The sequence below is a fragment of the Bradyrhizobium sp. SOJA106 genome (assembly GCF_059448745.1).
In genome coordinates this window covers 2,322,408-2,339,848 of record NZ_CM182549.1, presented here as the reverse complement: position 1 = coordinate 2,339,848, position 17,441 = coordinate 2,322,408, and the positions used below count along the sequence as shown (strand labels likewise).

Here is a 17,441-nt window from a genome sequence, read left to right as displayed (position 1 = left end):
TCTTTCCGGAAAACCGCTTCGCACTTTTCCGGATCATGCTTTAGACTTCACGCGAATCCTCGTCCGTCCTTCCCTGCCGGAACCCTTATGGTCCAGACCCGATTTCTGATCGCGGCCGTCGCGCTCCTCGCATGCTCCGCCACCGCCTCCGCCCAGTTCGCACCGCCGCCCGCAAGGCCTGCCGCGCCGAAGGCCACCACGCCATCGCCGCGCGCGGCCTCGTGCCACAACGGGGCGAGCTTCGATCGCTTCCTCGCTGAGGTGAAACAACAGGCGGTCGCCGCGGGCGTGTCGCAGCGGACGATCACAGAGGCGTCGCCGTACCTCGTCTACGACCAGAGCATCGTCAATCGCGACCGCGGCCAGCGCGTGTTCGGCCAGCTCTTCACCGAATTTGCCGGCCGCATGGCCGCGCCCTATCGCATGCAGAACGGGCAGCAGCACATCAAGCAATACGCCGCGGCGTTCGCGCGTGCCGAGAAGGAGTACGGCGTGCCGCCGGCGGTGATCGCCGCGTTCTGGGGCCTTGAGAGCGACTTCGGCGCCAACATGGGCAACCTGCCGACGCTGAAATCGCTGGTGTCGCTGGCCTATGATTGCCGCCGGTCGGAGATGTTCGTGAACGAGACCATCGCGGCTCTGAAGATCATCGACCGCGGCGATCTCACGCCCGACGAAATGATCGGCTCCTGGGCCGGCGAGCTCGGACAGACCCAGTTCCTGCCGGTGCATTACGTCAACTACGCCGTCGACTATGACGGCGACGGACGGCGCGATCTGTTGCGCTCGGGCCCCGACGTGATCGGCTCGACCGCGAACTACATCGCCAACGGCCTGAAGTGGCGGCGCGGCGAGCCGTGGCTGGAGGAGATCAAGGTGCCCTCGAGCCTGCCGTGGGAGCAGACCGATCTCACGGTGCGAGAGCCGCGTTCGAAATGGGCGCAGCTTGGCGTCACTTATCCCGACGGACGGCCGCTGCCGAACGACAATCTCGCAGCCTCCGTGCTGCTGCCGATGGGCCGCAATGGGCCGGCCTTCATGGCCTATGCGAATTTCGCGGCCTATACCGAGTGGAATAATTCGCTGATCTATTCGACCACCGCGGGCTATCTCGCCTCGCGCATCGCCGGCGCAGCGCCGATGCGAAAACCTGCCCAGCCGGTGGCGCAGCTGCCGTTCAACGAGCTCAAGCAATTGCAGCAGCTGCTGGTCCAGGCCGGCTTCAATGTCGGCAAGGTCGACGGCGTGCTGGGCCAGCAGAGCCGCGCCGCCGTAAAGGCAATGCAGATCAAGTACGGCCTGCCGGCGGATTCCTGGCCGACGGCGGAGCTGCTCGCCCGTATGCGCGGCGGCACGGCGCAGGCGCAGCCGGCGGGTGTGATGCGCTAAATAGTCTATCCGTCCTCATCCCCCGCGAAGGGCGGGGAATCCAGTACGCCGCAACCTGTCGATTTGACCACGACGGTTTCGGAGTACTGGATCACCCGCCCCAGTGCGCTAGTGCGCACAAGGCGGGCGATGACACCGTGGGTGGGGGAGCGGTGAGGCGGTAGAATTTTCGCACTGCACAGGCGGCGTTGCGCGATTGTATTTTTCCATGAGGCTCCCATGTGAGTGGCTCAGGTTTTCTCCTGAGATTTCCACCATTGAAGCGAGCATCACATGTCCTTCTACGACGCCGTCGTCCCCCCTTATTTGCAAATGCTGAACAGCATGACCGGCCTGCTCACCAAGGCCGAGGCGCATTGCGCAGCCAAAAAGATCGATCCGAGCGTGCTGCTCGGCTCCCGCCTCTTCCCGGACATGCTGCCGCTGTCGAAGCAGATCCAGCTCGTCAGCGATTTCGCCACCAAGGGCTGCGCGCGCCTGACCCACAGCGAAGTGCCCTCCAATCCCGACACCGAAAAGACCTTCGAAGAATTGAAGCAGCGGCTGGCGAAAACCATCGACTACGTGAAGTCGTTCAAGCCGGAGCAGTTCGAGGGCGCCGACACCAAGGACGTCACCTTCCCGACCGGGCCCGACAAGACCACGACCCTGAAGGGCCAGCAGTTCCTGAGCACGTTCTCGCTGCCGAACTTCTATTTCCACTGCGCGACCGCTCACGGCATCCTGCGTCACAACGGCGTCGAGATCGGCAAGCGCGATTTCATGGGCTTGAGCTGATTGGGCTTGAGCTGATTGGGCTTGAGCTGATTGGGCTTGAGCTGATTGGGCTTGAGCTGATTGGGCTCGAACTGATTGAGTTTGAATCGATTGGGCCTGACCTGATTTGCGCAATCGCACGGCCGCGGCAGCAGGATTCTGCTGTCGTGGCCGAAATTGCACATGAATTATGCTAGGCGGGGTCCCACGCGTAGCTCGCCTGCACTTTCCGTATGGCTCCTCTCTTGCGCGGGTTGTCGCGATGCACAAGTGTTGCTGACCTCTCACCGCCTGGAAGCATTCCCATGAGCCGTTCGACCAAATTGTTTGAGACCTACAAGCTCGGCCCGATCACGCTGGTCAACCGTTTCGTCATGGCGCCGCTGACGCGCAACCGCGCCGTTCCCGGCACATTCGTGCCCGGGGCGCTCGCGGCCGATTATTACGGCCAGCGCGCCTCCGCAGGCCTCCTGATCACCGAAGCGAGCCAAGTCTCGCAACAGGGCCAGGGCTACCAGGACACCCCCGGCATCTATTCCAAGGAGCAGGCGGCGGGATGGCGCAAGGTTACCGACAAGGTGCATGAGCGTGGCGGCAAGATCTTCATCCAGCTCTGGCATGTCGGCCGCATCTCGCATGTCGATCTGCAGGCGAATGGCGCAGCTCCGGTGGCGCCGAGCGCGATCCGTGCCAAGGGCAAGACCTTCGTGAACGGCAGCTTTGTCGACGTCTCCGAGCCGCGTGCGCTCGAGCTTTCCGAGATTCCCGGGATCATCGACGACTTCAAGCGCGCGACGAAGAATGCGCTGGAAGCCGGCTTCGACGGCGTCGAGATCCACGGTGCCAACGGCTACCTGCTCGAGCAGTTCGCCAAGGACGGCGCCAACAAGCGCACCGATGCTTACGGTGGCTCGATCGAGAACCGCGCGCGGCTGATGCTGGAGGTATCGAAGGCGGTCGTGGCGGAGGCCGGCGCCGATCGCACCGGCATCCGAATCTCGCCGGTAACGCCGGCCAACGACATCTCGGATTCCAACCCGCAAGCCCTGTACGACCACATCGTCGACGGCCTCAGCGCGCTCAAGCTGGTCTATCTCCACGTCGTCGAGGGCGCCACCGGCGGGCCGCGCGACATCGCCCCGTTCGACTATGCATCCTTGCGCAAGCGCTTCTCCGGCGCCTACGTCGCCAACAACGGCTACGATTTCGATCTTGCCACCAAGGTGCTGGACGCGAACGCCGCCGACCTCATCGCCTTCGGCAAGCCGTTCATCTCCAACCCCGACCTGGTCGAGCGGGTGAAGCAGGGCGCGGGCCTGAACGACTGGGACAAGAGCACCTTCTACGGCGGCGGCGCGAAGGGCTACACCGATTACCCGACGCTGGCGGCCGAGCCGGCGGAGTAAGCGGCGGGCACACTGCCATGCCCAGCGAAGGCGGGGCATCTAGTATTCCGAGACGGCGCGGCTAGAAACGACGAGCTGCGGCGTACTGGATCGCCCGCCGTCGCGGGCGATGACAACGCGAACGTGGGACGCATGTGCCACAAGCTCGTCATTGCGAGCGAAAAGGAGAAGGCCGGGATAGCTCCCGGCCTTCTTCTTGCCTTTGCCGGTTCATGCCGATGCGCGCGCCTCGGACTCGGACGCCACCATCCGCTCGACGATACGACGCATGCGCTGGGGGGCGGCGTCGATGCCGAGCCGGATGCATTTTGCATTGGGGCGCGCCTGCGAGACCTCCTCTATGCGCTCCAGAATGTCTTTGTCTTCGTTGAACGCGATACGAAAATCGGCGTGCAGACGCTGGTCCACATCGGCATCGCCCACAGCGAAATTGCGGACATGGAGCCAGTGATCGATGCAAACGTGATCGTCCACCGGCGTGATGAAATGGCAGGCGAATATCCGCAATCCCCTTCCTCGCTCCTCGGGATCAACGATCACGCCGGCGTCCGCGCTCCCGAAATCGATCACTGCGATGCAAGGAGCGATATAGTCGTAATAGTGCCAGCGATCGACATTGCCGCCGAAGTTGCCGTACTTGGCGAACAGCGGGATAGGCGGGGCGTTCCTGATCCACCGCCACACCAGCACGCCGCGCTCGGAAAAGCTGTGCTCCACCGGAATTTCTTCGCTGGCCGAATTGCCAAGCGTCGACAGGTGCACGAAGCTGACATGCGCGGGATCGCAAAGATTGTCGGCGAGGTTCAGATAGTTTGTCCCGATCCGGAGCGCGTCTCCTTCCGCCACATGCCAACCGCTCTGGCCGAACTGCGGCAGATAATAAATCAGCGATGGGTCGGCGAGCGCGGGATCGCCGGGCCAGATCCAGACGAGGCCCATCTTTTCCCGAAGCGGATATGATGGCACCCGCGCGTTCGGCGGTATCATCGGCTGGCCGGGAATCCGGATGCAGCGCCCGTCCGGGCCAAACGTCATGCCATGATAGCCGCATTCGATCGCATCGCCCTTGAGCTTGCCCATCGACAACGGCGCGAGCCGGTGCGGGCAGGCATCATCCAGTGCAACCACCTCACCTGCTTCGCTGCGATAGACGACGAGGTCCATGCCGAGAATGCGGTGTCGCGCGAGCAAGCGCGTCACATTGCGCGACCACGTGAGCGGATACCAATTGTTACGCGGAGCAAGCAGGTTCATGCGGCACCTCTAGTTCTTCAGCTTGGCCAACACCTCGGCGTCGGCGGGCTGATAGTCGGCGCCGTCGACATAGCGCCAGTCCGTCATCACCCCCTGGCCGTCCCGCACCGCGAGCTGTCCGACATAGACTCCCATGGTGGATTGGTGATCAATCGTCCGGAAGGAAATCGGGCCCACGGGCGTGTCGACCTTGAGATGCTCCATCGCCTTGATCAGCTCGTCGGTCTTGGTCGAGCCGGCCGTCTCGATCGCCTTTGCCAGCACCAGCGTGTTGGTGTAGCCGATCAGCGCGCCGATATTCGGAGGCTCCTTGAAACGCGCAACATAGACCTTCAAGAAGGAGTCATGCGCCGAGGTCTTGATCTCGCTCCAGGGATACCCGGTGACGAGCCAGCCGGGCGGCGCTTCATCCTTCAGCGGGGCGAGATATTCCGGCTCGCCGGAGAGGATGCTGACCACCGCGCGCTTGGCAAACACATTGCGCGTCGTGCCTTCGCGCACGAATTTCGTCAAATCGGCGCCGAACGTCGCGTTGAAAATGGCATCGGGCTGCTCCGCCATCATCGCTTGCACAACTGCACCCGCATCGATCTTGCCGAGCGGCGGCCATTGTTCGGAGACGAATTCGACCTCCGGCTTCAATCGCTTCAATTCGCTTTTGAAACTGGCCACCGCGGCTTGGCCAAACTCGTAGTTCGGCGCAATCGTCGCCCAGCGCCGCGCGGGGAACTTGGCCGCCTCTTTTGCCAGAATTGACGCTTGCGTATAGGTGCTCGGCCGCAGCCTGAACGTATAGCGATTGCCCTTTTCCCAGATGAGCGCATCGGTCAGCGGCTGCGAAGCGAGAAAGAATATCCGCCTCTGCTTGGCGAAATCGGCCACGGCGAGTCCGACATGGGAGAGAATCGTGCCGGTGAGGAGATCGACCTGCTCACCATCGACAAGCTGCCCGGCGGCGGTGATTGCAACGTCCGGCTTGCCGGCGTCGTCGCGAGCGATGATGTCGAGCTTGCGACCGAGAACGCCGCCGCTTCGATTGATCTCGTCGCGTGCGAGTTCCCAGCCCTGGCGATAGCCGCGGGTGCCGACCGGGAGAGCTGAATAGCTCGATATCTCGCCGATCTTGATCGGCGGCGGCTCCGCCGCCCACGCCCCAGCGTAGGTTGCCGTCAAGGCCACTCCAACAAGCTTCGCAACAGCCGAAATGCGCAAATCAGCCTCCCTTCGTTGGGATCGCGAGTGTATGTAGTACTTACTACATAGCGAATACCAGGCGCTGATGGTTGTCAACGGCGAAGTAACGGCGGCCTTGCCAAAAAAACGGCAGGCGCCATCCTACTGGCCGTGATTCCCGGGATACATGATGGCCAACGACACAGAGCAGCCAGCCCGCACTTTGGCCGGCCCCCGCCTCAAGCGGCCTGGCAAGCGAAAAAGGGCATCAACGGTTCGACGGACGCGAGCGCCCGATAAGACCCGTGAAGCCATTCTGCATGCAGCCGTCGCCGAGTTTGCCCGCGAAGGCTATGGCGGTGCGCGGGTCGATCGCATCAGCAAGGCCGCCAGGAGCAACGACCGGATGCTCTATTACTATTTCAAGAGCAAGGAGAAGCTGTTTCACCAGGTGATCGAGCATTGCTATGCTGACCTGGTCGCATCGGAAGAGGCGCTCGATCTCGATTTTTCCAGCCCGCGCCAGGCGCTTGCGGCGCTGGTCGCGTTCAATTGGAACTACTATTGGGCGCATCCGGAGCTGTTGAGCATTCTCGCCACGGAGAATCTCTTCAAAGGCCGTCACGTCAAGAACAACATCCGCCGCAGTTTCTCCAATACTCAACTGGGCATGCTGGAGCGGGTGCTGCAGAGCGGCATCGAACGGCGCGAGTTCCGGCCGAACTGCGATCTCTTTCACCTCTACCTGTCCATCCTGTCGCTGACCTATTTCTACCGCGCCAACCTGTACACGCTGTCGAGCTATACGCAGGTTGATCTTGCGGACGAGGAACGACGAAAGACGTGGCTCCTGCATGTGCAGGCGATGATCGAGGATCTGGTGAGGCGTAGGGACTGACGAGACCAGCGGCACTTTCGCTGCGCTTGCAATGCCGCACTGATTGCCGCGTGCGAAAAAAGGCCGGGATCGCTCCCGGCCTTTCGCATTTGACGAGCTAGACGCCGCTTACTTCGCTTCCGCGCGCTTCGGGGGCTGCGCCGGCCACGACTTGATCAGCGTGTCGTAGTCCACCGTCTCGCCCTTCGGCTTCTCGTTGGCGAGCTTGCGCTGCGGAGCGATGGTGCCGTCCTTCTGGGCCTTGGCGAACCAGTACTCGGCCGTCTCCTTCTTGTGCAGCTTCGGACCGCAGGCGCCCTGCACGCCGGACTTCTCCAGGCGCTCCATCACGGAGTCCTGGGCCGCCGCGAGAGCGTCCATCGCCTGCTGCGGCGTCTTCGCACCGGACGACGCATCGCCGATGTTCTGCCACCACAGCTGGGCGAGCTTCGGATAGTCCGGCACGTTGTTGCCGGTCGGGGTCCATTGCACGCGCGCGGGCGAGCGGTAGAACTCGATCAGGCCGCCGAGCTTCGGCGCACGCTCGGTGAACGACTTGTCCCAGATGTCGGATTCACGGATGAAGGTGAGACCGACATGGCTCTTCTTCAGGCTCACCGACTTGGAGACGATGAACTGGAGATAAAGCCAGGCTGCCTTGCGGCGGTCCGCCGGCGTCGACTTCAGCAGCGTCGCGGAGCCGGCATCCTGGTAGCCGAGCTTCATGCCTTCCTTCCAGTAGGCGCCGTGCGGCGACGGGGCCATACGCCATTTCGGCGTACCGTCCTCATTCACCACGGGCAGACCGGGCTTCACCATGTCGGCGGTGAAGGCGGTGTACCAGAAGATCTGCTGGGCGATGTTGCCCTGCGCCGGAACGGGGCCGGCTTCGGAGAAGGTCATGCCCTGCGCCTGCGGCGGCGCATACTTCTTCAGCCACTCGAGATATTTGGTGATCGAGTAGACCGCGGCCGGACCGTTGGTGTCGCCACCACGCTCGACCGAGGAGCCGACCGGGCGGCAGCCTTCCATGCGGATGCCCCACTCGTCGACCGGCAGACCGTTCGGAATGCCCTTGTCACCGTTGCCGGCCATCGACAGCCAGGCGTCGGTAAAGCGCCATCCCAGCGAGGGGTCCTTCTTGCCATAGTCCATATGGCCGTAGACCTTGACGCCGTTGATCTCCTTGATGTCGTTGGTGAAGAACTCGGCGATGTCCTCGTAGGCGGACCAGTTCACGGGCACGCCGAGCTCGTAGCCGTACTTGGCCTTGAACTTGGCCTTGTAGTCGGGGTTGGTGAACCAGTCGTAGCGGAACCAGTAGAGGTTGGCGAACTGCTGGTCGGGGAGCTGATAGAGCTTGCCGTCCGGCGCCGTGGTGAACGACTTGCCGATGAAGTCGTTGACGTCGAGCATCGGGTCGGTGACGTCCTTGCCTTCGCCGGTCATGTAATCCGACAGGATCACGGTCTGGCCGTAGCGGAAGTGGGTACCGATCAGGTCGCTGTCGTTGATCCAGCCGTCATAGACGTTCTTGCCGGACTGCATCTGGGTCTGCAGCTTCTCGACGACGTCACCTTCCTGGATCAGGTCGTGCTTGAGCTTGATGCCGGTGAGTTCGGAGAACGCCTTGGCCAGCGTCTGCGACTCGTATTCGTGGGTGGTGATGGTCTCGGAGACGACGTTGATCTCCATGCCCTTGAACGGCTCGGCCGCCTTGGCGAACCACTCCAGCTCCTTCTTCTGGTCTTCCTTCGATAGGGTCGAGGGCTGGAATTCCGCGATCCACTTCTGGATCACAGCCTCGTCGGCGGCGCGGACCGGCGCCGAGACGGCGAACGACACCGCGACGATCGCGGCGGCGCTGGACATGGTCAGAAAGCTGCTCTTGGTCAATGGACCTTTCCTTCTCCTAAACTGTCGCATGTTGTTCCTCCGTTGCAGCGACAAACTTTTATACAGGCCCGGGTTAGATCCCGGATCTGGCCGTCCCTTCGCGAGCTTCAGACCGTGCGGAAAATGAGCGCGGCCGTGACCAGCGAAATTCCTGATGCGAGCCACAGGCTCGAGATTTCAAAACCCTCCTCGCCGACCGGCAGCGTCGCGATCGCGTCGGTGCCGACGAGGCCGATCCAGAGCAGATGGATCACGGCGGCCGCTATCAGCGAGATGAACAGGCGATCGCCGCGCGTGGTCGGAATGCTGAGCACGCCGACACGCTCGGTTTCGGGGTAGACCGCGGCGAGCCACGTCATCACCGCCAGCGTGCAGGCGAGCGCGGCGAAGAAGATAGCGGTCGGCAGCGTCCACGCCATCCATGCGATGGATTCCATAGCTCTTACTCCTTGCGCATGACCTGGTCCGAAAACCGGTTTTCACTTTTCGGGATCATGGGGTCAGACCCGGCCGAGCGCGAAGCCCCGCGCGATGTAGTTGCGGACGAACCAGATCACCAGCGCGCCCGGAATGATGGTGAGCACGCCGGCCGCCGCAAGCAAGCCCCAGTCCATGCCGGCGGCCGACACCGTGCGCGTCATGATCGCGGCGATGGGCTTGGCCTGCACCGAGGTCAGCGTGCGTGCGAGCAGCAGCTCCACCCAGGAGAACATGAAGCAGAAGAAGGCGGCGACGCCGATGCCGCTCGCAATCAGCGGCACCAGGATCTTGATGAAGAAGCGCGGGAAGGAATAGCCGTCGAGGAAGGCGGTCTCGTCGATCTCGCGCGGCACACCGGAGACGAAGCCCTCGAGGATCCACACCGCGAGCGGAACGTTGAAGATGCAATGCGCGAGCGCCACCGCCCAGGGCGTATCGAACAGGCCGATCGCCGAATAGAGGTTGAAGAACGGCAGCGCATAGACCGCGGCCGGCGCCATGCGGTTCGACAGCAGCCAGAAGAACAAATGCTTGTCGCCGAGGAAGCGATAGCGCGAGAAGGCGTAGGCCGCCGGCAGCGCCACCGAGATCGAGATGATGGTGTTGAGAACGACGTATTCCAACGAGTTGATGTAGCCGGAATACCAGCTCTCGTCGGCGAAGATGCGCTTGTAGTGCTGCAAGGTCGGCGTGTGCGGCCACAGCGTCATTGTCGAGACGATCTCGCTGTTTGTCTTGAAGCTCATATTGACGAGCCAGTAGATCGGCAGCAGCAGGAAGACCAGGAACAGCCCCATGATGAGGCGGCGGCCGGGAATCGAATGCATCAGGCCACTCCTTCCTTTGGCTTGAGCGCGGGTACGGGCTTCAGCGCGGCCGAAGGCTTGGGCTCCACCGCCGGCTCGCTCTCCGCCTGGACCTTTCGTTCGACGCCGGCATTGGTCATGACGGTGTAGAAGATCCAGCACACGATCAGAATGATCAGATTGTAGACCAGCGACAGCGCGGCGGCCTTGCCGAGGTCGAACTGGCCGAGCGCGATCTTGACCAGCTCGATCGACACGAAAGTGGTGGAGTTGCCGGGTCCGCCGCCGGTGACGACGAACGGCTCGGTGTAGATCATGAAGCTGTCCATGAAGCGCAGCAGCACCGCGATCAGCAGCACCCGGTTCATCTTCGGCAGCTGGATCGCCTTGAACACCGCCCAGCGCGAGGCGCCGTCGATCTGGGCCGCCTGGTAGTAGGCATCCGGGATCGACTTCAGGCCGGCATAGCAGAGCAGCGCGACGAGGCTGGTCCAGTGCCAGACGTCCATCACGATGACGGTGACCCAGGCGTCGATCTCGTTGGAGACGTAGTTATAGTCGATGCCGATGGCGTTCAGCACGTAGCCGAGCAGGCCGATATCGGGCCGGCCGAAGATCTGCCAGATCGTGCCGACCACGTTCCACGGAATCAGGAGCGGCAGCGCGAGGATGATGAGGCAGGCCGCGACGGTCCAGCCCTGGCGCGGCATCGACAGCGCGACGACGATGCCGAGCGGCACCTCGATCGCGAGGATCACCATCGAGAAGAACAAGTTTCGCCCGAGCGAGGCGAGGAAGCGGCCGCCGAGATCGGTCGAGGGGTCGAGCAGCTCCTTGAACCAGCCGACACCGTTCCAGAAGAATTGGTTGTTGCCGAAGGTATCCTGCATCGAATAGTTCACCACCGTCATCAGCGGCAGCACCGCCGAGAAGGCGACCACCAGGAACACCGGCAGCACCAGGAACCAGGCTTTTTGGTTGACGGTCTTGTCCATCAGGCGGCTCCCTCCACCAGAAGGCTGTCGGCATAGACGTGGACATGCGACGGATCGAATTTGAGCCCGGCCGTGCTGTCGGATGAGGTGAAGCCCGCCGGCGCGCGCGCCGCGAGTTTGGCATCGCCAACACGCACGCGCGCGAAGCGGATGCGGCCGAGATCGTCGATGCGTTCGATCTTCGCGCTGAGCAGGCCGGGCGCGGGCACGACGGCCTCGACGAATTCGGGGCGCACGCCGATCTCGATCTTGGCACCCGCCGGAAGATTGTCGTAGGCGCGGTTGAGCGCGATGATGTGGCCGTCGACCCTGGCCTCGCGTCCCCTCACCTCCGCCGGCAGGATGTTCATGCCGGGCGAGCCGATGAAGTAACCGACGAAGGTGTGTGCCGGCTTGTCGAACAGCTCGGCCGGCGTGCCGCTCTGCACCACGCGGCCGTCATGCATGACGACGACGGTGTCGGCGAAGGTCAGCGCCTCGGTTTGGTCATGGGTGACGTAGATCATCGTGAGGTCGAGCTCGCGATGCAGCGCCTTCAGCTTGGAGCGCAGCTGCCATTTCAGCTCGGGATCGATCACCGTCAGTGGTTCGTCGAACAGCACGGCGGCAACGTCGGAGCGGACGAGGCCACGGCCGAGCGAGATCTTCTGCTTGGCGTCGGCGGTGAGACGCGTGGCCTTGCGGTTCAGATAGGGCTCGAGGTCGAGCAGGCGGCCGATCTCGGCGACGCGCTTGTCGATCTCGGCCTTCGGTACGCCGCGGTTCTTCAGCGGAAATGCCAGGTTCTGCCCGACGGTCATGGTGTCGTAGATGACCGGAAACTGGAACACCTGGGCGATGTTGCGCTTCTGGGTCGACAGCGGCGTGATGTCCTTGCCGTCGAACAGGATCTTGCCGCGCGAGGGCGTGATGATGCCGGAGATCACATTGAGCAGCGTGGTCTTGCCGCAACCGGACGGGCCAAGCAGCGCATAGGCGCCGCCCTGCCGCCAGGTCATGGTCACCGGCTTCAGCGCAAAGCTTTCCTGCGGCGCATCATTGCCGCCGTAGGAATGGGCGAGATCGACGAGGTCAATGCGGGCCATGGCGCATCTCCCTCAAGCTTTTTTCTTTGACGCGTTTTCTTCACGCGAACCGCTAGGCACTTCGCTTGAAAACGCTATAGGGCCCGGAGCGGCGACCAGGCGGTCAGCCGCATCGAACACAAACACATCGTTGGGATCAAGCACGGCATCGATGGTCTGGCCGGGCTCGAACTCGTGCACGCCGTGCAGCACCGCCACCCAGTTCGATCCGTCGCGGGTCAGATGCACGAAACTCTCCGAACCGGTGATCTCGGTCACCGTAACAGTGGCGTGGAAGGCATGGCGGTCGGCCTCGCCATCGGCAAGCCCAAGCTGATGGGCGCGGAAGCCGACGCGATAGGTGCCATCGGCGAGCGAGGAATAGAGGCCGGAGGCCGGCGAGGCCGTGCCGCCGGCATATAGCACAGAGCCGTTCCTCTTCTCGATGCCGACCAGATTGAGCGGCGGATCGGAGAAGACCTGCGCGACGCGCAAGGTCTGCGGCCGGCGGTAGACATTGGCGGTCTCGCCCATCTGCAGCGCCTGCCCTTCCCACATACAGACCGTGTTGCCGCCGAGCAGCAGCGCCTCGGTCGGCTCCGTGGTGGCATAGACGAAGATCGCGCCCGAGGCCTCGAAAATGCGCGGAAGCTCGGCGCGCAGCTCTTCGCGCAGCTTGTAGTCAAGATTGGCGAGCGGCTCGTCGAGCAGCACGAGATCGGCGCCCTTGACCAGCGCGCGCGCGATCGCGGTGCGCTGCTGCTGGCCGCCGGAGAGCTGGAGCGGCGTGCGCTTGAGGAACGGCTCGAGCCGCAGCAGCTTTGCCGCCTCGGCCACGCGCTTCTCGATCTCCTCGCGCGGCTTGCCCTGCACGCGCAGGGGCGAGGCGATGTTCTCATAGACCGTGAGCGAGGGGTAGTTGATGAATTGCTGGTAGACCATCGCGACCGACCGCTCGCGCACGTCGGCGCCGGTGACGTCCTTGCCACCAACCAGCACCCTGCCCGTCGTCGGCTTATCGAGGCCGGCGAGCAGCCGCATGATCGAGGTTTTGCCCGACAGCGTCGGTCCGAGCAGCACGTTGAGCGTGCCGCTCTCGAGCGTCAGCGAGACGTCGCGGATATGCGCGATGCCGTCGACGGTCCGGGTGACGTGATCGAGTGTCACGCTCATGGGCGTCCTCCTGCTTCCAGCAGTGGACTTTGCTGCACAGCGTGGGTCCTGATCCAGTCGTCAAGCGCTGCGATCTCGTCGGCACTTAGTCGCAGGCCGAGCTTGGAACGGCGCCAGACGATGTCCTCGGCCGTGACCGCCCATTCATTGGCGATGAGATAGCGCACCTCGCGCTCGGTCAGCGTCGCACCGAAGACCTGGCCGAGATCGGCGGCCGATTTGGCGTCACCGAGCAGCTTGATCGCCCTGGTGCCGTAGGCGCGCGCAAGGCGGCGTGCATGCTCATGGCTGAGGAAGGGATAGCCGCGCTGAAGCTCGGCGACCAGGCCGTCGACATCGGACACGCCCATGTCGCCGCCGGGCAGTGGCCATTTGCCGGTCCAGCCCTCGCGCGCTTTTGCACTGCGAAGATAGGGCGCGAGCCGCTCCAGCGCCTCTTCGGCGAGGCGCCGATAGGTGGTGATCTTGCCGCCGTAGATCGACAGCAGCGGCACGCCACCGGGGGTATCGAGCTCGAACACGTAATCGCGCGTCGCGGCTTTGGCCTCGTTGGCGCCATCGTCATAAAGCGGTCGCACGCCGGAATAGGTCCAGACCACGTCATCGGACGTGACGGGTTTCGCCAGATACTCGCTCGCCGCCGTGCAGAGATACTGGATCTCCTCCGGCGTCGCCTTCACCTTGGCAGGATCGCCGTCATAATCCCGGTCCGTCGTGCCGATCAGCGTGAAATCGTCCTGATAAGGAATCACGAAGATGATGCGCCCGTCAGCATTCTGGAACATGTAGGCGCGGTCGTGGTCGTAGAGCTTCTTGACCACGATATGCGAGCCCTGCACCAGGCGTACCTTGGCTTTGGAGTTGACGCCGGCGCCGCGGCCGAGCACGTCCTCGACCCAGGGGCCGCCGGCATTGACCAAGGCCTTCGCCCGGATCGACGAGCGCGCGCCGGTCAGCGTGTTGACCATGCCGACGGTCCAGATGCCGTCGGACTGGCGGATCTCGGTGGCGCGGGTGCGGGTGCGGATCTCCGCGCCCTTGTCGGCGGCATCGCGCGCGTTGAGCACGACAAGGCGGGCGTCGTCGACGAAGCAGTCCGAGTATTCGAACGCTCGGCTGTAGCGATTCGGGATCAGCGGCTTGCCGACCTCGTCACGCCGAAGATCGACCGAACGGGTGGCCGGCAGCAGGTGCCGGCCCCCGATATGGTCATAAAGGAAGAGACCGAGGCGCAGCAGCCAGGCGGGGCGCAACCCGGCGTGATGCGGCAAGACGAAACGTAGGGGCCGGATGATGTGGGGCGCGATGCCCCAGAGGATTTCTCGCTCGATCAGCGCCTCGCGGACCAGCCGAAACTCGTAATATTCGAGATAGCGCAGGCCGCCGTGCACCAGCTTGGTCGACCAGGACGACGTCCCGCTCGCCAGATCGTTCATTTCACACAGGAAAACCGTGTTGCCGCGGCCCACCGCGTCGCGCGCGATGCCGCAGCCGTTAACACCGCCTCCAATGATGGCGAGGTCGAAAATACGCTCCAACAGACGCATCCCCCGGCGACCGCTCTTCCTTCGAGCGACTACTTTCGTTTTTGATTAGATCACACCAAAAAACGAAAGCAAGATGAAAGAGAGGGGAAGCGAAGTGAAAGAGGAACTTTTTTTGGCGAGCAATTGGACCGGAAATGAAGCAGTTCGGAGCTGCGATTCGAGGCGGACGCACCCTTGAACGGTCAGCGATGCAGAATTATAGTCATAATAGTCATATTGGTTTCTGCTTCATGATCGATAACAACCCAGCACGTGACTCACTTCCGATTGATGACACCTGGACGCTCGCCAATGCCAAGGCGCGGTTGTCGGAGGTCATCGACCGCGCTCAAACCGGACCGCAGGTCATCACCCGACACGGCAAGCCCAATGCGGTGGTGGTTTCTGCCGAGGAATGGGCGCGCAAGACAGCGCGCAAGGGCACCCTTGCCGAATTCCTGCTCGCCTCGCCACTGCGCGGCGCCGAGCTTGAGCTCGATCGCGTGCACGACACGCCACGCGACGAAATGCCGTGAACCTGCTGCTCGACACCAACGTGCTGTCCGAGGTTCAGCGACCTGCGCCTTCGCCGAAACTCCTGGCGTGGCTCGATACGATCGACGAGGACCGTGCGTTCATCAGCGTTGCATCAATCGCTGAGCTTCGCCGCGGCATCGCATTGCTGGAGGAGGGCAGGCGGCGCACCGCGCTGGCCGCCTGGCTTGCGAACGATCTGCCGGCGCGGTTCGCCCGACGAGTCCTGCCGATCGATCACGCCGTGGCCGAGCGCTGGGGCGACCTGATGGCCCAGAGCCGCAGAAGCGGCGTCGCATTGTCTGTTATGGACGGCTTCTTTGCGGCCACGGCGGTCACGAACAGCCTCACGCTCGTCACGCGCAATGCGAAGGATTTTGCCCCCTTCGGCGTGCCGCTACTCAACCCGTGGGACGAAGCTTAAGCCGCTATCTCAACCGCACGACCGGCGCCGCGTCCTGCGCATCGGTCTGGGTGTCGTCGATATCCGCTCCCTTCGGCATCGCCTCCACCACCTCGATGCCCTTGCTGTGGCAGATGGTGGCGAGGCGCTCGGGAAGCTCCTGGTCGGTGACGAAGGTCTGGATCTGGGTGATGTGGGCGATGCGCACCGGCGCGCTGCGCCGGAGCTTTGTCGAATCGGCGACCAGCATGACGCTGCGGGCATTGGCGATGATGGCCTGCGCCACCTGCACCTCGCGATAGTCGAAGTCGAGCAGCGCGCCTTCCTCGTCGATCGCGGACGCGCCGATGATGGCATAGTCGACCTTGAACTGGCCGATCAGCTGCGTCGCGGTCGAACCGACCACGGCGCCGTCGGCGCGGCGGACCGTACCACCTGCGACCACCACCTCGATGCGGGGATGGCGGTAGAGCAACATGGCGACGTTGAGATTGTTGGTGATGACGAGGAGATCCTCGTGCGAGGTCAGCGCGCTTGCCACCTCCTCGGTCGTGGTGCCGATGTTGATGAACAGCGAGCAGCCGTTCGGGATCAGCGAGGCGGCGGCGGCACCAATCGCTTTCTTCTCATCCGCGGCCACGAAGCGGCGCGCCTCGTAGGCTAGGTTTTCCACGCCGGAGGCGATGATGGCGCCGCCGTGGATGCGGGTCAGCGATCTTCGTTCGCAGAGATCGTTGAGGTCCTTGCGGATGGTCTGCGCCGAGACCTCGAACTTGCGCGCGAGTTCCTCGACCGTGACGCGGCCGGACGCGCGCGCGATGTTGAGGATTTCGGCTTGGCGGTGGGTCAGTCCGGTCACGGCAATGGCCTCAAATCAGAATGCCGCATGGTGCGGCGGTTCGCGCGTCCGGTCAATGCACACGCCGATCACGGTTAACGGATGGCCTCACCACGCCATCGCGGCGGAGAGACGCGCAAGCAGTTCCGGATCGTCATAGGCGCTGGCGGAGGCGACCGCGCCTGACGCAACCAGGTCAGCATGGCTGAGGCTGGTGCGGATGCCGATGGTCGGAATGCCGGCCGCTGCGGCGGATTGCACGCCGGTGCGGGAGTCCTCGAATGCGATCGAAGCCTCCGGCCTCGCGCCGACGAACCGCAGCCCCTCTTGATAAGGCAGCGGATGCGGCTTGCCGTGCGGCAGCTCGGCGCCGATCACGAGCGCCCTGAAACGGTGCGTGATGCCGAGGCCGGACAGCAGCAGCTCGGCGTTGAGACGCGGCGCGTTGGTCACGGCGACCATGGGAATGCCGGCGCTGTCGGCCCGGTCGAGCAGCGCCATCAGACCCGGCAGCGGCGCGATCTGCCCGGCAACCAGCGTGCGGAAGACCTCCTCCTTCTCGTCGAGAATCAGGGCGCGCCGCTCCGGCGCCTCGTGGGACAGAAAGCGCTCGCCAATTGCGACGTTGGCGAAGCCTTGCAGCTCTCTGGAGAAGCGCGCGTGGTCGAAGACATGGCCGTGCGGGCCGAGCACCTGGTTGAAGGCCTTCAAGTGCAACGGGTCGGTGTCGGCGAGCGTGCCATCGATGTCGAACAGCAATGCCCTGCCCATCGTCCCCGGTTTGGCCTCGATCATTTCCGGACTTTCTAAAATGCGCGACGCATCGATGCGCGACACGTATCAATATGGCCTCCATCGCGCAATGACGCAT

Annotated in this window: 17 protein-coding genes; 6 read left to right on the top strand and 11 right to left on the bottom strand. The window is 63.5% G+C overall.

Annotated elements, in window-relative coordinates; all coding sequences use genetic code 11:
- The first annotated feature begins 87 nt into the window (after positions 1 to 87).
- From AC5V87_RS10325 to AC5V87_RS10315, 3 genes are all read left to right on the top strand, one after another.
- Positions 88 to 1,389, top strand: coding sequence for a lytic murein transglycosylase (locus tag AC5V87_RS10325; RefSeq protein ID WP_456840215.1), 1,302 nt, complete (start codon positions 88 to 90; stop codon positions 1,387 to 1,389).
- 273 nt (positions 1,390 to 1,662) lie between these two features.
- A complete protein-coding gene (locus AC5V87_RS10320) occupies positions 1,663 to 2,166 on the top strand; it encodes a DUF1993 domain-containing protein (protein ID WP_456840216.1) in 504 nt (167 codons plus the stop codon).
- Positions 2,167 to 2,450: 284 nt separating this feature from the next.
- Positions 2,451 to 3,551 carry an alkene reductase gene (locus AC5V87_RS10315; protein WP_456840217.1) on the top strand — a complete coding sequence of 367 codons (1,101 nt, stop codon included), beginning with the start codon at positions 2,451 to 2,453 and terminating at the stop codon, positions 3,549 to 3,551.
- Between the two features lie 210 nt (positions 3,552 to 3,761).
- Here AC5V87_RS10315 and AC5V87_RS10310 read toward each other — a convergent pair whose 3' ends face one another.
- Together AC5V87_RS10310 and AC5V87_RS10305 are read right to left on the bottom strand one after the other, a co-directional pair.
- Positions 3,762 to 4,805, bottom strand: a complete 1,044-nt coding sequence (locus tag AC5V87_RS10310; protein WP_495370887.1) for an aromatic ring-hydroxylating dioxygenase subunit alpha — start codon at positions 4,803 to 4,805, stop codon at positions 3,762 to 3,764.
- Between the two features lie 9 nt (positions 4,806 to 4,814).
- Positions 4,815 to 6,011 (bottom strand): ABC transporter substrate-binding protein, encoded by a 1,197-nt coding sequence (locus AC5V87_RS10305; RefSeq protein WP_495371875.1) that lies wholly within the window; start codon positions 6,009 to 6,011, stop codon positions 4,815 to 4,817.
- A 157-nt stretch (positions 6,012 to 6,168) separates the two neighbouring features.
- On the opposite strand from AC5V87_RS10305, the gene AC5V87_RS10300 reads away from it, so the two are divergent.
- Positions 6,169 to 6,876: a TetR family transcriptional regulator gene (locus AC5V87_RS10300; protein WP_456840218.1), complete on the top strand. Its 708-nt coding sequence runs from the start codon at positions 6,169 to 6,171 to the stop codon at positions 6,874 to 6,876.
- A 108-nt stretch (positions 6,877 to 6,984) separates the two neighbouring features.
- Here AC5V87_RS10300 and AC5V87_RS10295 read toward each other — a convergent pair whose 3' ends face one another.
- The 7 genes from AC5V87_RS10295 to glpD all read right to left on the bottom strand — a co-directional run bounded on the left by AC5V87_RS10295 (position 6,985) and on the right by glpD (position 14,816).
- Positions 6,985 to 8,727 carry an ABC transporter substrate-binding protein gene (locus tag AC5V87_RS10295; protein WP_456843413.1) on the bottom strand — a complete coding sequence of 581 codons (1,743 nt, stop codon included), beginning with the start codon at positions 8,725 to 8,727 and terminating at the stop codon, positions 6,985 to 6,987.
- A gap of 131 nt (positions 8,728 to 8,858) precedes the next feature.
- Positions 8,859 to 9,188, bottom strand: a complete 330-nt coding sequence (locus AC5V87_RS10290) for a DUF2160 domain-containing protein (RefSeq protein WP_456840219.1) — start codon at positions 9,186 to 9,188, stop codon at positions 8,859 to 8,861.
- 63 nt (positions 9,189 to 9,251) lie between these two features.
- Complete coding sequence (locus AC5V87_RS10285; RefSeq protein WP_495370886.1) at positions 9,252 to 10,058, bottom strand: carbohydrate ABC transporter permease; 807 nt, start codon at positions 10,056 to 10,058, stop codon at positions 9,252 to 9,254.
- Entirely contained in the window at positions 10,058 to 11,032 is a 975-nt protein-coding gene (locus tag AC5V87_RS10280; RefSeq protein WP_456840220.1) for a carbohydrate ABC transporter permease, read from the bottom strand. Before AC5V87_RS10280 ends, AC5V87_RS10285 begins: the two co-directional genes overlap by 1 nt.
- Positions 11,032 to 12,117: an ABC transporter ATP-binding protein gene (locus AC5V87_RS10275; protein ID WP_495370885.1), complete on the bottom strand. Its 1,086-nt coding sequence runs from the start codon at positions 12,115 to 12,117 to the stop codon at positions 11,032 to 11,034. Before AC5V87_RS10275 ends, AC5V87_RS10280 begins: the two co-directional genes overlap by 1 nt.
- Before the next feature lie 12 nt (positions 12,118 to 12,129).
- Positions 12,130 to 13,269 (bottom strand): ABC transporter ATP-binding protein, encoded by a 1,140-nt coding sequence (locus tag AC5V87_RS10270; RefSeq protein ID WP_495370884.1) that lies wholly within the window; start codon positions 13,267 to 13,269, stop codon positions 12,130 to 12,132.
- On the bottom strand, positions 13,266 to 14,816 hold the full coding sequence (glpD, locus tag AC5V87_RS10265; protein ID WP_456840223.1) for a glycerol-3-phosphate dehydrogenase: 1,551 nt from the start codon (positions 14,814 to 14,816) through the stop codon (positions 13,266 to 13,268). The genes AC5V87_RS10270 and glpD overlap by 4 nt, the downstream gene beginning before the upstream one ends.
- Positions 14,817 to 15,046: 230 nt before the next feature.
- On the opposite strand from glpD, the gene AC5V87_RS10260 reads away from it, so the two are divergent.
- Both AC5V87_RS10260 and AC5V87_RS10255 read left to right on the top strand, forming a co-directional pair.
- Positions 15,047 to 15,331: a type II toxin-antitoxin system Phd/YefM family antitoxin gene (locus AC5V87_RS10260; protein ID WP_495371874.1), complete on the top strand. Its 285-nt coding sequence runs from the start codon at positions 15,047 to 15,049 to the stop codon at positions 15,329 to 15,331.
- Positions 15,328 to 15,753 (top strand): type II toxin-antitoxin system VapC family toxin, encoded by a 426-nt coding sequence (locus AC5V87_RS10255; RefSeq protein ID WP_495370883.1) that lies wholly within the window; start codon positions 15,328 to 15,330, stop codon positions 15,751 to 15,753. Before AC5V87_RS10260 ends, AC5V87_RS10255 begins: the two co-directional genes overlap by 4 nt.
- A gap of 4 nt (positions 15,754 to 15,757) precedes the next feature.
- Here the strand turns inward: AC5V87_RS10255 and AC5V87_RS10250 are convergent, their stop codons facing one another.
- Together AC5V87_RS10250 and AC5V87_RS10245 are read right to left on the bottom strand one after the other, a co-directional pair.
- Complete coding sequence (locus AC5V87_RS10250) at positions 15,758 to 16,591, bottom strand: DeoR/GlpR family DNA-binding transcription regulator (RefSeq protein ID WP_456840225.1); 834 nt, start codon at positions 16,589 to 16,591, stop codon at positions 15,758 to 15,760.
- A gap of 87 nt (positions 16,592 to 16,678) precedes the next feature.
- Complete coding sequence (locus tag AC5V87_RS10245; RefSeq protein WP_495370881.1) at positions 16,679 to 17,365, bottom strand: HAD family hydrolase; 687 nt, start codon at positions 17,363 to 17,365, stop codon at positions 16,679 to 16,681.
- Between the last annotated feature and the right edge of the window lie 76 nt (positions 17,366 to 17,441).

Coding starts and splice junctions, on each gene's coding strand:
- AC5V87_RS10260 (WP_495371874.1), top strand. CDS start 15,047: ATGATCGATAACAACCCAGCACGTGACTCACTTCCGATTGATGACACC.
- AC5V87_RS10295 (WP_456843413.1), bottom strand. CDS start 8,727: ATGTCCAGCGCCGCCGCGATCGTCGCGGTGTCGTTCGCCGTCTCGGCG.
- AC5V87_RS10300 (WP_456840218.1), top strand. CDS start 6,169: ATGGCCAACGACACAGAGCAGCCAGCCCGCACTTTGGCCGGCCCCCGC.
- AC5V87_RS10280 (WP_456840220.1), bottom strand. CDS start 11,032: ATGGACAAGACCGTCAACCAAAAAGCCTGGTTCCTGGTGCTGCCGGTG.
- AC5V87_RS10290 (WP_456840219.1), bottom strand. CDS start 9,188: ATGGAATCCATCGCATGGATGGCGTGGACGCTGCCGACCGCTATCTTC.
- AC5V87_RS10285 (WP_495370886.1), bottom strand. CDS start 10,058: ATGCATTCGATTCCCGGCCGCCGCCTCATCATGGGGCTGTTCCTGGTC.
- AC5V87_RS10325 (WP_456840215.1), top strand. CDS start 88: ATGGTCCAGACCCGATTTCTGATCGCGGCCGTCGCGCTCCTCGCATGC.
- AC5V87_RS10245 (WP_495370881.1), bottom strand. CDS start 17,365: ATGATCGAGGCCAAACCGGGGACGATGGGCAGGGCATTGCTGTTCGAC.
- AC5V87_RS10320 (WP_456840216.1), top strand. CDS start 1,663: ATGTCCTTCTACGACGCCGTCGTCCCCCCTTATTTGCAAATGCTGAAC.
- AC5V87_RS10315 (WP_456840217.1), top strand. CDS start 2,451: ATGAGCCGTTCGACCAAATTGTTTGAGACCTACAAGCTCGGCCCGATC.
- AC5V87_RS10275 (WP_495370885.1), bottom strand. CDS start 12,117: ATGGCCCGCATTGACCTCGTCGATCTCGCCCATTCCTACGGCGGCAAT.
- AC5V87_RS10270 (WP_495370884.1), bottom strand. CDS start 13,269: ATGAGCGTGACACTCGATCACGTCACCCGGACCGTCGACGGCATCGCG.
- AC5V87_RS10310 (WP_495370887.1), bottom strand. CDS start 4,805: ATGAACCTGCTTGCTCCGCGTAACAATTGGTATCCGCTCACGTGGTCG.
- glpD (WP_456840223.1), bottom strand. CDS start 14,816: ATGCGTCTGTTGGAGCGTATTTTCGACCTCGCCATCATTGGAGGCGGT.